Source organism: Shewanella sp. CAL98-MNA-CIBAN-0140 (genome assembly GCF_040309905.1).
Classification (GTDB): domain Bacteria; phylum Pseudomonadota; class Gammaproteobacteria; order Enterobacterales; family Shewanellaceae; genus Shewanella; species Shewanella psychromarinicola.
Genome location: NZ_JBEOPI010000002.1, coordinates 229165 through 243941, shown reverse-complemented (window position 1 = coordinate 243941; position 14777 = coordinate 229165). Strand labels below are relative to the sequence as shown.

The following is a 14777-nucleotide window of genomic DNA, read 5'->3' as shown; positions in this document are numbered from 1 at the left end:
GGCGTCAAACAAAGAGGAATGTTGCCGTGCTAGAAGCATATCGTAAACACGTCGCAGAACGTGCTGCAGAGGGCGTAGTCCCTAAGCCATTAAATGCACAACAAGTGGCTGAACTGGTTAAGTTAGTTGAAACACCTCCAGCAGGTGAAGAGGCATTCGTCCTCGATTTGCTAGAACATCGTATTCCACCTGGAGTAGACGAAGCTGCTTATGTTAAAGCCGCTTTCCTTGATGCCGTAGCTAAAGGCACTGTGTCATCTCCGATCTTAAGCGCTGAACATGCTGTTAAACTACTTGGCACTATGCAAGGTGGTTACAACATTGACCCGTTAATTGACCAATTAGATAATGCCGCATTAGCACCTCTATCTGTTAAAGCACTCTCCAATACATTGTTGATGTTTGATTCATACCACGATGTTGTTGAAAAAATGCAAGCGGGCAATGAATCGGCTAAACAAGTGGTTGAAGCTTGGGCCAATGCCGATTGGTTTTTAAACCGTCCTAAATTGACTGAAAAAGTCACATTAACCGTATTTAAAGTGTCTGGTGAAACCAACACTGATGATTTGTCGCCTGCGCCAGATGCATGGTCTCGCCCTGATATTCCACTGCATGCATTAGCGATGTTGAAAAATGCTCGTGACGGTATTGTGCCTGATGAATCAGGTGTTGTGGGACCCATCAAAGAAATCGAAGCGTTGAAAGGCAAAGGTCATCCATTAGTTTATGTGGGTGATGTTGTTGGTACCGGTTCTTCACGTAAATCTGCCACTAACTCAGTGTTATGGTTCATGGGCGATGATATTCCTTATGTGCCGAACAAGCGTGCTGGTGGCTTCTGTTTAGGCAATAAGATTGCGCCGATCTTTTTCAACACCATGGAAGATGCGGGTGCATTACCGATCGAACTCAACGTTGATCAGATGGACACTGGTGATGTCATTGATATCTACCCTTATCAAGGTGTCGTTAAGCGTCATGGCACAGATGAAGTGATTTCAACATTTGAATTAAAAACCGAGGTGTTATTAGACGAAGTCCGTGCTGGTGGTCGTATTCCGTTGATTATTGGCCGTGGTCTTACTGACCGTGCGCGTGAGACTTTAGGTCTTGAAGCATCGACAGTATTCGTTCGCCCACAAGACATTGCCGCGTCTGACAAAGGTTATACTTTAGCTCAGAAAATGGTCGGTAAAGCGTGTGGTGTTGATGGGGTGCGTCCTGGTCAATACTGTGAACCTAAGATGACTTCAGTGGGTTCACAAGATACCACTGGCCCTATGACACGTGACGAGTTGAAAGATTTAGCCTGTTTAGGCTTTAGTGCTGATTTAACTATGCAGTCTTTCTGCCATACAGCGGCTTATCCAAAGCCTGTTGACGTGACAACTCATCACACATTACCGGATTTCATTATGAACCGCGGTGGTGTGTCATTACGTCCAGGTGACGGGGTTATTCACTCGTGGTTAAACCGGATGTTATTACCCGATACCGTTGGTACGGGTGGTGATTCACATACTCGTTTCCCTATTGGTATTTCGTTCCCTGCAGGTTCTGGCTTAGTGGCATTTGCTGCGGCAACAGGTGTGATGCCGCTTGATATGCCTGAGTCAGTGTTAGTACGCTTTAAAGGCAAAATGCAACCCGGTATCACCTTACGTGATTTAGTCCATGCTATCCCATTAAAAGCCATTGAAATGGGTCTGCTAACGGTTGAGAAAAAAGGCAAAATTAACGCTTTCTCTGGCCGGGTATTAGAAATCGAAGGTCTTGAAAAGCTTAAAGTTGAGCAAGCATTCGAATTATCTGATGCCTCTGCTGAGCGTTCCGCTGCAGGTTGTAGCATTAAGCTAGACAAAGAGCCGATCATTGAATATCTCACCTCTAACATCGTGATGTTAAAGTGGATGATAGCTGAAGGTTATGGCGATCGTCGTACGATTGAACGTCGTATCGTTGCAATGCAAGAGTGGATTGCCAATCCTGAGTTGATGCAAGCGGACAGCGATGCTGAATACGCAGAAGTGATCGAAATCGACTTAAACGACATCAAAGAGCCAATTCTTTGTGCACCAAACGATCCTGATGATGCAGTATTATTATCAAGCGTTGCCCAAACTAAGATTGACGAAGTGTTTGTCGGTTCTTGTATGACTAACATTGGTCACTTCCGTGCGACCGGTAAGATGTTAGAAAAGTTTGCTACCACGCTACCAACCCGTTTATGGATTGCACCACCGACTAAGATGGATCGCGATCAATTAACTGAAGAAGGTTACTACGCCATCTTCGGCCGTGTTGGTGCTCGCATTGAGATCCCTGGTTGTTCTTTGTGTATGGGTAACCAAGCACGTGTAGAGGCAGGTGCTACTGTAGTATCAACCTCTACTCGTAACTTCCCTAACCGTTTAGGTACGGGGGCCAACGTTTACTTAGCATCTGCTGAGTTAGCAGCCGTAGCAGCGTTATTGGGTCGTTTACCTTCACCTGAAGAGTATCAAGACTACGCTAAAGAATTAGATGCCTCAGCAGCTGATACTTATCGTTACTTGAACTTCGACCAAATCGATTCTTACACCAAGAAAGCCGACAGCGTGATTTTCCAAGCCGCGCTTTAAGCTTTAACTAGTTAATTGTTGAACAAAAAATGCCAGCAGAAATGCTGGCATTTTTATTGGTGGTTTAGTTATGTAGGATTAGATATTGCTTTGTTAGGACAACGTTAAGCTTATCTTGTCTCAAGTAGTCGCTATGCTTTAAGTAAATCAAAACCATTTTTTTGCACGAGATTTAGCAGTTTTAAAGCGGGCCCTTCTGGATGCCGTTTTCCTTGCTCCCATTTTTGCACACTCGATACCGAGACATTAAGACCTCTAGCAAATACGGGTTGGCTAAGCCTATTTGAGACACGGATATGTTTAATTTCAGCAGCAGATAATACGTTAACTTCAGGCAAGCATAGTTCATCAAGCTCACGCATGGTGGCTGTTTTCATGATCCCTGCATCATGTAAGCCTTGTGCTGTGTTATGAAGTGATTTTAATAATCTACTCATCTCGTATTACCTCAAATAGTGCTTTGTGTTTCAATGCTTTTGCTAATTGCTTATTATCGTAAGCGAGTAACTCTTTGGCCATAATCTTTAATGCAGTCTTTTCTTTTGTCGAAATATTCGCTTTTTCATTCTTAGAAAAACCAAATATAAAAAATGATTTATCATCGACTTTAAAAGCAATAATGGTTCTAAAACCGCCACTTTTACCTTGAATTTACTAAATTGGCACTATTTCAGTTTATAACTTATGGCCTGCGGCCACTAACGTCGTGGCGCTTCACCCACACCAGACCAAGAGGAAACCAACGGCAGCTCCCTCTTTACTCTTTTTAAAAGAATTGGCCCAGCCGCCCCGCAACATTTTCAAACAGCGAAAACGTCGCCACGGGGATTTATCCAGCTTTTGACTTCATCTGTAACCGTCTTCGGCCCATCTTGTAATAAAGAGTGAAAATGCTAACACTTCCGATGGTACATCCTGTACCGCGAAAGCTAGCGGGCCATCCATGGCCAGCTCACGCTATTTTCTTCAACGGCCTCAAGTTCAGAGTTGAATTTAGGCATTTTCAAGCAGAAACTAGCTCGTTTTTGGACAAAAGTGCGTTAGAGCTTCGGATTTAGTGCAATGACATAAAGTTTACACTGACCCCACTAAATTCCTGAGTTGATGCAAGCGGACAGTGATGCTGAATACGCAGAAGTGATCGAAATCGACTTAAACGACATCAAAGAGCCAATTCTTTGTGCACCAAACGATCCTGATGATGCAGTATTATTATCAAGCGTTGCCCAAACTAAGATTGACGAAGTGTTTGTCGGTTCTTGTATGACCAACATCGGTCACTTCCGTGCGACCGGTAAGATGCTAGAAAAGTTTGCTACCACGCTACCAACCCGTTTATGGATTGCACCACCGACTAAGATGGATCGCGATCAATTAACGGAAGAGGGTTACTACGCCATCTTCGGCCGTGTTGGTGCTCGCATTGAGATCCCTGGTTGTTCTTTGTGTATGGGTAACCAAGCACGTGTAGAGGCAGGTGCAACGGTTGTATCAACCTCTACGCGTAACTTCCCTAACCGTTTAGGTACGGGGGCAAACGTTTACTTAGCCTCTGCAGAGCTTGCGGCAGTAGCGGCGTTATTAGGCCGTTTACCTTCACCTGAAGAATATCAAGATTACGCTAAAGAATTAGATGCCTCTGCAGCTGATACTTATCGTTACTTGAACTTCGACCAAATCGATTCTTACACTAAGAAAGCTGACAGCGTGATTTTCCAAGCCGCGCTTTAAGCTTAAACGAGTTAACAATTGATCAAAAATGCCAGCAGAAATGCTGGCATTTTTGTTTTTTTGGCGAGTTGTATAAGTTTTTATTGAACCTTATTTTCCCGGTACGATTATAATATAAACACCGATGGTTATCATACCCAGAATAAGAGCGAGAAAAGGAGTTGTAATGTCAGTCTATTTTAGTTTCGATTCATATTTTGAGAGTTTGTATGAATAATAAGCGTTCTGGAAAAATGCTAGTACAAAAACAAAATAAAATAATCCGCTTCTCTTCGCGTCTTCAGTATTTTCCCAATACCAAGCAACGCATACGAATAATAAAGTATAGAAAATTATTTTAGGTAGGATTATTTTTAACATTAATATAGGCCTGACTGATTAAGGGTTTGTCTGTTATTTAACTCTGATTTTGCTTTTTGTAGTTCAGTTTTATTAAAAACAATACATCCCCAAATAATTATCAAAGTCCAATGTTTTTTACCCACTTTTTTGAGTGACCATATATCCTTAACTATGTCTTTTCCACTCACAATAGAAGCGCCTATACCAACATAGCCAACAAAAGAGTCTATAGACTCATGAAAACTAATATCACTCAACAACTCTTCATTTGAAAGTGACCAAATTCCCCACTGTGAGTTTACGAATGTGGTATCTAAAGCTTTTTCTAGAACGGCCCCTAAAAGTGCTTTATTACTAATGCTCCTGATTAGTGCCAAAGCTTCTATTCTCTGCAGTCTATCCATGTGTCTATAGAGAATCATTGCTGCAATAGCTTGAACTTCTATTTCGCCAGCACCGACTAGCAAGTTTCTAGGAATAGAGGTAATACTAGCGAGTTTTTCTAGTTGTGATTTGGTGTCTTTAGGGAGATTGTACGGTAATGAATTCATTGATATTCCTTTTTCAATGTGATGATAGTTATTATAGCTGTACTTAAAGTTTATTCTAATCGATTAAGCGCTTAAAACTGCATGTAATTAGGTAATTAAACCAATTTGTTATTTATATGCTTAACATTTAAAGTCAATTTACAATAATACTCTACCACAATATGGTTTTGCTTAAAGGATAAAGTGTAATCATGAGATCTATAGTTGCATACCCATTTCTTTAATTTTTTCAAAAACACTAATCCACAACTTTAATTTAATTAATTGCCAGTTGCAGGTGCTGTTTAGATATATAGATGCCGCGATCACATGGATGTGAATGAGGGATCTTATGTGCAGATAATCCAGCGAGACGCCGATCCTTGATTTATAAATAAGCATCCATGCAGACTTAACCAAAACATTCATGTTTTGGATACTCGTTGGCTCATCTGCACCTGAAATTTTTGTCTCTTCGATTTAGCTTTATTTATGGCTATTAGTGAAAGTCTATAACAGATTTAATACTTTCAGGTTTCTCATTATTGAGGCTGTTGAAGAAAATAGCGTGAGCCTGACAAGACGTCAGGCTAGATTTCGCGGTACAGGATGTACCATCGGAAGCGTTAGCATTTTCACTCTTTATTAATAAGATGAGCCGAAGCAGCCTACAAATGAAGTCAAAAGCTGGATAAATTTCCGTCGCAATTTTTTCGCTGCTGTTGTTTGGTTAAAAAGCGAAAATGTTGCCGGAACGGCAGGGGTGATTCAAGAGGGGATTGCTGTTGATCCCCTTTTGGCCGGTGCAGGGTGGAACCTTGCGATGTTAATCTGGTGTGGGCGAAGCGCCACGACGTTAGTGGCCGCAGGCCATTGTTAAAAATATGAAGATTAAGTATTCTTCGATAATTAACCATACCCGTCATTCAAAAATGCCAGCAAAATAGCTGGCATTTATAGTAGAGTCATTTAACGTTTTCGAATGATAACAACATCCTTTTGATGAACGTTATTAACATTAACGATTCGATATGCCGCTGGTTTAACAACGATCACTTTAGTTACAGCAGTCTTATTTTTCGGTGCTTTTACGTGTCCATGATGAGCTCGTGGGGCACAAGCACTTAAACTGATAATAGCGAATCCGACCAATAACACTTTAATCATCGGAAATTGAATTGACTGTTTCATACACACCTCGGTACGAGTGAAGACTATGACTAAGCATAATCGTTTGAATGTCAATTGCTGATCGCAATTAGTAAAGATATGCAAATATAGTGTTGAAATTAACGTCTATCGTTAAAACGTACCGTCATCATGAATACTTAATATTCATATCAATCAATGCTTCTCGTGAACCCTTTTCTGCCCGCAATCGGGCTAAATACTGTTGCCATAATTCAGTTTGATTACTGCATAAGTTATGTAGCACCTTCCAAGAATACAAGCCTGTATCATGACCATCATCAAAGATGATTTTAACGGCATAATGTCCAACCGGTTCGAGGGCTGTGATAGTGACGGCTTTCTTATGGGTAACCAATATTGGGTTGCCATGACGCTGCACTTCTGCTGAAGGTGAGAATACCCGTAGCATTTCACAGCTGATGTTGTAGGTTTGGCTGTTATCGAAAGTGACTTCTAATAACTTGGATTGACGTTTAAGCTTAATGCCGGTCACAGTGGGCGTTGATTGAGTCATGGTATTTCCTGCACAAAAAAAGTGATTAGTCCATTGTGGCACTAATCACTTAATAGTTGCTATGGCGGGAGGGTGATAACAATCAAATATACCGTGGTTTATCACACTTATGGATAGTTAACCATTGGCCATTTATAAAATATAGCGTGATTTATCACACTTACTGACGGTTAACTATGGGCCATCTCTATAAAATGAAGCGGCTTAAGTCTTCATCTTGTATCAAGGTATCAAGATGGTCATTAACATACTTAGCGTCAATGACAAACGTCGAACCTGATTTTTCAGAGGCATCATAAGAAATCTCTTCCATCAATTTTTCCATCACGGTATGCAAACGCCGAGCACCAATATTTTCAGTGCGCTCATTGACCTGCCATGCGGCTTCTGCGATTCGTTCAATACCCGACGCTTCAAACGTAACGGTTACACCTTCCGTCGCCATTAAGGCAATATATTGCTCCGTAAGCGAAGCATAAGGTTCGGTTAAAATACGCTTGAAATCAGCAGCGGTAAGGGCGTCCAATTCAACTCGAATCGGTAAACGGCCCTGAAGTTCTGGGATTAAATCAGACGGTTTTGACATCTGGAATGCACCAGAAGCAATAAACAAAATATGGTCAGTTTTTACCATGCCATGCTTAGTGTTAACAGTGCAGCCTTCCACTAATGGCAGTAAGTCACGTTGTACCCCTTCACGTGATACATCGGGGCCAGTGCTTTCGCCGCGCCGACAAATCTTGTCGATTTCGTCTAAAAACACAATGCCGTTTTGCTCAACAAGCTCGATGGCTTGCTCTTTTAAGTCTTCTTGATTGACCAGCTTAGCGGCTTCATCTTCAACTAACTGTTTGTAAGCATCTTTAATTTTAAGCTTTTTATGCTTAGAAGTACTTTGACCAAGATTTTGAAATAAGCCTTGTAACTGATTGGTCATTTCTTCCATGCCTGGCGGTGCCATAATTTCAACTCCAACTTGAGGAGCCGCAATTTCTATTTCAATTTCTTTGTCGTCGAGTTGACCTTCGCGTAGTTTTTTACGGAAAACCTGACGGGTGGTAGAGTTATCTTTTTTGTCAGTATCCCAGTCATCTTTTACCTTAGGTAATAGCGCATCTAGAATACGTTCTTCGGCCATTTCTTCGGCGCGATGACGGCATTTTTTCATTTGTCGTTCGCGGGTCATTTTCACTGCGGAGTCAGTCAAATCGCGGATGATTTGTTCAACTTCTTTACCGACATAGCCGACTTCAGTAAATTTTGTGGCTTCAACTTTAATAAAGGGTGCGTTAGCCAACTTTGCTAAACGACGGGCGATTTCAGTTTTACCTACGCCTGTAGGGCCAATCATTAAAATATTTTTTGGGGTCACTTCATGACGAAGCGCCGGTTCTAATTGCATACGGCGCCAGCGATTACGAAGAGCGACTGCAACCGAGCGTTTGGCATTTTGTTGGCCGATGATATGCGAGTCTAGTTCGTGAACAATTTCACGAGGTGTCATTTCAGACATAACGGTTCCTTATCTTTACGCTCGAATTAGTAGTCTAACTTTTCGATAGTTTTAAATTGGTTGGTGAATACACAAATGTCGCCTGCAATCGTCAGTGATTTTTCTGCGATTTCTTCGGCGCTTAACTCGGTATTTTGCAGTAATGCTAAAGCTGATGCATGGGCATAGTTTCCGCCAGAGCCAATTGCAATCAAATCATGTTCAGGTTCAACAACGTCGCCATTACCGGTAATAATTAATGATGATTCAGTGTCAGCCACTACCAGCATGGCTTCGAGTTTGCGCAGCATTTTGTCGGTGCGCCAATCTTTGGCCAATTCGACAGCAGACTTTAATAAATGGCCTTGATGCATTTCAAGCTTGGCTTCAAATCGCTCAAAAAGCGTAAATGCATCGGCAGTGCCGCCAGCAAAACCGGCTAAGACTTTATTGTGGTATAGGCGGCGCACTTTACGTGCATTACCTTTCATCACGGTATTGCCTAGAGACACTTGGCCATCACCAGCGATGACAACTTGATTATTGCGGCGTACGGATACGATAGTAGTCACGTTAAATCCTCTTTACTAATACATCAACGGGTGATTAGGGTGAATGCAATTGTTGATTGATAAAATGGATATGGGGACAAAATGACAGATATCAAGAGATACGTAATAAAAAGCCCTGTTCGAGTGGACAGGGCTAGGAGATTTATGCTTTATAACCGATCGCTAGCGTTAGTCCAACGACAAAAGTATGCAGCCATTTAAACCCGCTCGTTGCATTTTGTGGCGGTTATTTTCTGCATCGCGTTTGTTAGGATAAGGCCCTAATACCACGCGAAACCACAATCCGTTGCTTCCCTCACTGCGGCGCACTTGTGCCTCTACGCCTTGGAAGGCTATTCTGGCTTTCATTTCATTTGCTTGCGACTCTTTCCTAAATGATCCACATTGCATTTGATAGATACCGCTGGACACAACGCCTGACTGAGGCAAGTCTATTTCAACTTGTTTGTTTTCAAGCTCTTCCAGATAGCTCCACTCTTCCTGTGGCTTAGGTGGCAGTGCATTGGGATCTGTCTTGATGACTTTTTTAGGATCTTCTGCAGTCGAAGTTTGCACCGTTTTCGTTTTCGGTTGCTGAACGGGCTCGGTCACGACGGATGAGTCGGAGCTGCCATTAATGGACCATAAGAAATAGCCAAAACCGATGAGTAATGTGAGTATCACAAAAAAAGTCAAATAGGGAAAAGGGCCCTTAGGTGCTTTTTTTCGTTGTGGCGCGCGGGCTTTAGTGCCCGCACGAGGTTTGCGATTTGCGTAGTCACGACTCATAATTACATCCGCTCTAGGGTTTCAATGCCAAGTAGCGATAAGCCCGTTTTTAACGTTTTTGCGGTTAATTGTGAAAGTAATAAACGGCTCTGTTTTTCAGTCTCGGTTTCGGCAGCAAGCACAGGACAAGCTTCATAAAAACTCGAAAACTCGCTCGCAAGCTCATAAAGATAACCGCACAATACATGCGGTAAACCTTTGTCTGTCATGCGGGCTAATACTTCACCAAACTGCGCCAGTTTAGTGCCTAAGTCTTTTTCTTTTTGATGCTCAAGCACAATCTTAGCTTGGCTAAGATCAATATCTTCAGCACGCTTGAAAATACCGGCGACACGGGTGTAGGCATATAATAGATAAGGTGCGGTATTACCTTCAAAGCTGAGCATTTGCTCGAAACTGAAAATGTAATCACTGCTACGGTTTTTGGACAAATCTGCATATTTGACTGAGCTTATCCCCACTACGCGTGCAATTTCAGTCAGTGTGGCTTCATCCATATCTGGATTTTTGCTGCGAACCAGCTCAAGTGCGCGGACATCGGCTTCGTCAAGTAAATCAACTAATTTAACCACACCACCAGAACGGGTTTTAAAAGGGCGTCCATCTGCGCCATTCATGGTGCCAAAGCCCGTGTGCTCGAGTGACATTTCTGGGCGAACAAATTTGGCTAACTTAGCAAGACTAAACACTTGTTGAAAATGTAATGCTTGGCGTAAGTCGACAAAGTACAAGGCGCGATCGGCTTTTAGTACGTTTGAGCGATAACGCATGGCGGCAAGATCTGAGGTGGCATATAAATAACCCCCATCCGCTTTTTGGATAATAACAGGCAGAGGTTCACCCTCTTTGGTGCGAAAGGCTTCTTGGAATACCACTTTAGCGCCATTGCTTTCGACTAATAAACCTTGTGCATCAAGATCGTGAACCACTTGAGCTAAGTCTGCATTATAGGCACTTTCGCCGTGTACATCGGCACGGGTTAAGCTAACCCCTAAACGCTTATATACATCATGGCAGTGGCTTAATGATATGTCGTTAAACTCGCGCCATAATTTATTGCAGTATTCATCACCCGATTGAAGCGCGACGACCAGTTGGCGTGCCCGGGTGGCAAATTCGGTTGATTCATCAAAACGTACCTTGGCCGCACGATAAAAACTTTCTAAATCAGACAATTCCATTTTGGCTTGTTCGCCATTGGCTGCGCGTAACTCTTCCATTAACGCCAGTAGCATACCAAACTGGGTGCCCCAGTCGCCAACGTGGTTTTGGCGAATGACGTTATGACCTAAATACTCGAGTGCACGCACCACGCTGTCACCAATAATGGTAGAACGTAAGTGACCTACGTGCATTTCTTTGGCTAAGTTTGGCGATGAATAGTCAACAACGATGGTTTGCTTAGCCGGCAGTGTGATGCCTAAATGCGCATCATCCAATGCATTTTGCAGTTGGTTGGCGAGGGCATTATCATCAATGAAAAAGTTAATAAAACCTGGGCCAGCAATTTCCACTTTGGCCACATAAGATGATGCCGGCAAGGTGTCAATAATCAGTTGTGCTAATTCGCGAGGGTTCTTCTTAGCCACTTTGGTCAGCATCATTGCAAGGTTAGTCGCTAAGTCACCATGACTTTTATCTTTAGTGCGATCGACCTGAATGCGAGCTTGAAAATCAGCTGGCACAATTCCTTGTTGTTTGAAGGATTCGATGGTTTGTTCTAGTAAAGATTCAATATGTGATTTCATGGGCGTTTGCTTGCACTAATTCGTTAAATGAATGACATGACGGAACCGCATATTTTAGCCGTTTATGGGGTGTGATTGCTATCTGCTTTAACGGAAATATGGGTTTTTTTGTATTGAATACTAACCTAAGTGAAGTTTATGTCATATATAAGGTCGGTTAACTCGGTAATGTTGCTGTTTTATTACATCAAATCCTGCGGATCACGATCGATACTCCAACGACAACGCTTACTTTCAGGTATTTGTTCAATTTGGGCTAATACCCGTTCAAATTCAGTTTGTAAACGCTGCCTACTCTTGGCTTGCAGTATTAATTGGCGTCGATATTTGCCTGCTTTGCGATCAAGGGGGGCCGGAATTGGGCCAATGATTTCAAAGTCCTTATCTTGTGGTAATAGTTCACTGGTTCGGGCTAAAAAAGCATCAGCATCTTCTGCTAAATGCGCTTCTGCACGAATTAATACCATGTGCCATGCGGGTGGTAATAATGCTTGTTGGCGTTCTTTTAGCTGACTGCGAGCGAACTCACCATAACCGCGTTTCAATAAATCACGTAAAATGGGGTTATCACTTTGATGGGTTTGCAGTAGCACTTTGCCGGGTTTGTCTGCGCGGCCAGCACGGCCCGATACTTGAGTATATAGCTGGCCAAAACGTTCTGGTGCACGAAAGTCAGCACTGAATAATGCGCCGTCAACATCAAGTAAACCGACTAAGGTCACATCTGGGAAATGATGGCCTTTTGCGAGCATCTGCGTGCCGACCAGGATTTTATATTTTCCCATATAGATTCCCTGCAACTGCTGCTCTAGCGAGCCCTTTCTTCGCGTGGTGTCTCGGTCAATACGCACAACGGGGTGTTTGGGAAACAGTTTGATTAATTCTTGTTCTAGTTGTTCGGTGCCTAAGCCGTGACCCATTAGCATGGTGCTACCACATTGATGGCATTGACGTGGAATAGCGTATTGATTGCCGCAGTGATGACAACATATTTCATTTAAGCCTTGATGGACGGTAAAAAAGGCATCACAGCGATCGCATTCATGTAAGTGACCACATTCATGGCACAGCAAGGCGGGAGCAAATCCACGGCGGTTTAAAAACAGAAGCACCTGATTACCCGCGTCAAGGTGCATACGCATTTCATTAATCAATGATGTAGACATGCCGGCTTTTAGTGGCTGCGAAGTAATATCGACAATACCTTGCTTGACCTTTTGGGCCGCACCGGCGCGTTCGCTCAGTTCAAGGTGATGATAGCGTCCTGATAATGCATTTTGTAAGGTTTCTAACGATGGTGTCGCCGACCCCAAAACCACCTGGATATCTTCAAGGTGTCCGCGCATTACCGCTAAGTCACGGGCGTGATAGCGCACTCCTTCCTGTTGTTTAAAGCTACTATCATGCTCTTCATCCAGAATAATTAATCCAGGGTAGGCCATCGGCGTAAAGAGTGCTGAGCGAGTACCAATGATAATTGCCGCTTCGCCCACACGCGCTTGCCGCCAAGCCTCAAGTCGTTGATTATCGGTTAGTCCTGAGTGGATCACCGCAACATTGACTTCGAAACGGCGTTTAAAGCGATTAATGGTTTGCGGGGTTAAGCCGATTTCCGGAACAAGAATAAGTGCTTGTTTGCCTTGTTGTAAAATAGTCTCAAGCAAGGTTAGGTAGACTTCGGTTTTACCTGAGCCGGTAATCCCTTCTAATAAGGTGCAATGAAACCCTTGTTGTTGCGTTAGCACCGACACCGCGACGGCTTGTTGCTTGTTAAGCTTATGGGGTGATTCATTCATGACCAGCTGTTGACGCCAACTTAAATCATGGCTGAGCACTTTTTGCTGCCGTTCAATCCACTCTCTTTGTTCTAATGCCTTTAGCGCAGGTTTGCTTAATTGTTGGGTGATGAATTCATCGTGGCTAATTGAGTTGGCCAGCAATAACTCATACAGTTTTTTTTGTGCTGGGGCACGTTTTAATACGCTAGAATCAGCATTGCGTCCTTGTTGGCTTAAATGATATTCAATCACCGCCTGCGGTGCAGCGTTTAGGCCTTTTCGCAATGCAACCGGCAGCGCTTGGCTGAGCATTTGTCCTTGAGTGGTAAAGTAATACCGGGCGGCCCATAGGGTTAATTTATAGAGCGAATCAGGTAACAATGGGGCATCATCAAGTACTGCAGTGACAGATTTAATTTGTTGCGGTGCCAAGTCACAGCTATCATTAATAGCGGTAATTAGGCCGATGAGTTGTTGAGGGCCAAAAGGGACTTTAACTCTAAGACCTATTTGCAATCCCGCTTGATGTTGCTCTTTTACGCGATAACTAAAGTTTCTGCGCAAGGGGACGGGTAAGGCGACTTCAACAAACACGGGCATAAGACTTCATCATTTTTCAATTGTATAGTGGATTGTTGATCAGTTTACCTCTAAGTGTCATCAAAGAGATAGGGCAACATATATGCGTAAAGGACTTATTGAGGTCGGTATCATAGTCTTTGGATTATTAGGTAATATTGCTGCAGTAACGGCTCAAGTGGATCATGTCAGTATCAATAGTCGTCAATTTGAATTGAATAAAGTAGCCAGATTAAGAGTCAATATGGTGGCTCAAAATGATGATGTGTCGCGGCTAAGCTTTTATATTCGTCAGTTAGATGATGGTAACGTTCAGCAGCAGAAGTTAACGGTACAAGGGATTAATCACTTCTTATTTCAGCTTAGTGGCACTGACGTTGTCAGTGATCCAAATGCGCAGTTAATGATTACTCAAGACACTGCGGCAGGAGTGGCGACGTTAGCGATAATGGCCGTTTTTGATGCACCGTATTCGGTTAATAGTGCAACCTTAGTCTCTAATCTTGATAATCAGCAAACATCACCAGTTGCGACCCCCCCCGTTATGAGAGCCTCCAAAACTCGGCAAGTTGACCATCGCTTGGCTCAAGAGCCATCACTACCAGCACCATCAAGCGTTAAATCAGCTCAACAGGTGAGATGTTTGATTGAACGGGATAATAGTGACACATTATGGCGAATCGCTAACCGTTATAAAGAACAATGGCATACGAGTGTTTATGGTGCGATGCTAGCTATTTTTGAGACTAATTTACTGGCTTTTTCCAAGCAAAAAATTCACTTATTAGTGAAAGATGTTCCATTGAATTGCCCATCAACTGCTATTTTAGCGGAATACAATAATAAAGCATTCGACAAGAAAGTCTTTGAGATGATTGAAGCGAAACATGGCGAGAAATAAGTTTTCT

12 protein-coding genes and 1 pseudogene are annotated in these 14777 nt (G+C 42.9%); 3 read left to right on the top strand and 10 right to left on the bottom strand.

Going from position 1 to position 14777, the window contains the following annotated elements; translation table 11 throughout:
- The first annotated feature begins 26 nt into the window (after nucleotides 1–26).
- Complete coding sequence (gene acnB / locus AAEY93_RS02200) at nucleotides 27–2624, top strand: bifunctional aconitate hydratase 2/2-methylisocitrate dehydratase (protein ID WP_124013435.1); 2598 nt, start codon at nucleotides 27–29, stop codon at nucleotides 2622–2624.
- 131 nt (nucleotides 2625–2755) lie between these two features.
- On the opposite strand, the gene AAEY93_RS02195 is transcribed toward acnB, so the two are convergent.
- Both AAEY93_RS02195 and AAEY93_RS02190 read right to left on the bottom strand, forming a co-directional pair.
- The gene (locus AAEY93_RS02195) at nucleotides 2756–3061 is read right to left on the bottom strand and encodes a helix-turn-helix domain-containing protein (protein ID WP_124013436.1); all 306 of its coding nucleotides are present in this window, start codon (nucleotides 3059–3061) and stop codon (nucleotides 2756–2758) included.
- Entirely contained in the window at nucleotides 3054–3275 is a 222-nt protein-coding gene (locus tag AAEY93_RS02190; RefSeq protein WP_124013486.1) for a type II toxin-antitoxin system RelE/ParE family toxin, read from the bottom strand. Before AAEY93_RS02190 ends, AAEY93_RS02195 begins: the two co-directional genes overlap by 8 nt.
- Nucleotides 3276–3719: 444 nt before the next feature.
- On the opposite strand from AAEY93_RS02190, the pseudogene AAEY93_RS02185 reads away from it, so the two are divergent.
- A pseudogene (locus AAEY93_RS02185) lies at nucleotides 3720–4355 on the top strand (aconitase family protein); the annotation flags it as partial.
- A 359-nt stretch (nucleotides 4356–4714) separates the two neighbouring features.
- Here AAEY93_RS02185 and AAEY93_RS02180 read toward each other — a convergent pair.
- From AAEY93_RS02180 to priA, 8 genes are all read right to left on the bottom strand, one after another.
- Complete coding sequence (locus AAEY93_RS02180; protein WP_351074706.1) at nucleotides 4715–5248, bottom strand: hypothetical protein; 534 nt, start codon at nucleotides 5246–5248, stop codon at nucleotides 4715–4717.
- A gap of 948 nt (nucleotides 5249–6196) precedes the next feature.
- On the bottom strand, nucleotides 6197–6418 hold the full coding sequence (locus AAEY93_RS02175; RefSeq protein WP_351074704.1) for a hypothetical protein: 222 nt from the start codon (nucleotides 6416–6418) through the stop codon (nucleotides 6197–6199).
- Nucleotides 6419–6545: 127 nt separating this feature from the next.
- Entirely contained in the window at nucleotides 6546–6932 is a 387-nt protein-coding gene (locus AAEY93_RS02170; RefSeq protein ID WP_351074702.1) for a gamma-butyrobetaine hydroxylase family protein, read from the bottom strand.
- 187 nt (nucleotides 6933–7119) lie between these two features.
- Nucleotides 7120–8445, bottom strand: coding sequence for an ATP-dependent protease ATPase subunit HslU (gene hslU, locus AAEY93_RS02165; RefSeq protein ID WP_124013437.1), 1326 nt, complete (start codon nucleotides 8443–8445; stop codon nucleotides 7120–7122).
- A 26-nt stretch (nucleotides 8446–8471) separates the two neighbouring features.
- Nucleotides 8472–8996 (bottom strand): ATP-dependent protease subunit HslV, encoded by a 525-nt coding sequence (gene hslV / locus AAEY93_RS02160; protein WP_101033789.1) that lies wholly within the window; start codon nucleotides 8994–8996, stop codon nucleotides 8472–8474.
- Between the two features lie 168 nt (nucleotides 8997–9164).
- Nucleotides 9165–9767 (bottom strand): SPOR domain-containing protein, encoded by a 603-nt coding sequence (locus tag AAEY93_RS02155; RefSeq protein WP_351074726.1) that lies wholly within the window; start codon nucleotides 9765–9767, stop codon nucleotides 9165–9167.
- On the bottom strand, nucleotides 9767–11512 hold the full coding sequence (gene argS / locus AAEY93_RS02150) for an arginine--tRNA ligase (RefSeq protein ID WP_335689283.1): 1746 nt from the start codon (nucleotides 11510–11512) through the stop codon (nucleotides 9767–9769). The genes AAEY93_RS02155 and argS overlap by 1 nt, the downstream gene beginning before the upstream one ends.
- A gap of 182 nt (nucleotides 11513–11694) precedes the next feature.
- Complete coding sequence (gene priA, locus AAEY93_RS02145) at nucleotides 11695–13890, bottom strand: primosomal protein N' (protein ID WP_351074699.1); 2196 nt, start codon at nucleotides 13888–13890, stop codon at nucleotides 11695–11697.
- Between the two features lie 82 nt (nucleotides 13891–13972).
- On the opposite strand from priA, the gene AAEY93_RS02140 reads away from it, so the two are divergent.
- Nucleotides 13973–14770, top strand: coding sequence for a FimV/HubP family polar landmark protein (locus AAEY93_RS02140; RefSeq protein ID WP_124013440.1), 798 nt, complete (start codon nucleotides 13973–13975; stop codon nucleotides 14768–14770).
- The last annotated feature ends 7 nt before the right edge of the window (nucleotides 14771–14777 follow it).

What these genes read in the sequence shown, in the direction of transcription:
- AAEY93_RS02140 (WP_124013440.1), top strand. Translation starts at nt 13,973, where the DNA reads ATGCGTAAAGGACTTATTGAGGTCGGTATCATAGTCTTTGGATTATTA.
- argS (WP_335689283.1), bottom strand. Translation starts at nt 11,512, where the DNA reads ATGAAATCACATATTGAATCTTTACTAGAACAAACCATCGAATCCTTC.
- AAEY93_RS02195 (WP_124013436.1), bottom strand. Translation starts at nt 3,061, where the DNA reads ATGAGTAGATTATTAAAATCACTTCATAACACAGCACAAGGCTTACAT.
- AAEY93_RS02175 (WP_351074704.1), bottom strand. Translation starts at nt 6,418, where the DNA reads ATGAAACAGTCAATTCAATTTCCGATGATTAAAGTGTTATTGGTCGGA.
- priA (WP_351074699.1), bottom strand. Translation starts at nt 13,890, where the DNA reads ATGCCCGTGTTTGTTGAAGTCGCCTTACCCGTCCCCTTGCGCAGAAAC.
- AAEY93_RS02170 (WP_351074702.1), bottom strand. Translation starts at nt 6,932, where the DNA reads ATGACTCAATCAACGCCCACTGTGACCGGCATTAAGCTTAAACGTCAA.
- AAEY93_RS02180 (WP_351074706.1), bottom strand. Translation starts at nt 5,248, where the DNA reads ATGAATTCATTACCGTACAATCTCCCTAAAGACACCAAATCACAACTA.
- hslU (WP_124013437.1), bottom strand. Translation starts at nt 8,445, where the DNA reads ATGTCTGAAATGACACCTCGTGAAATTGTTCACGAACTAGACTCGCAT.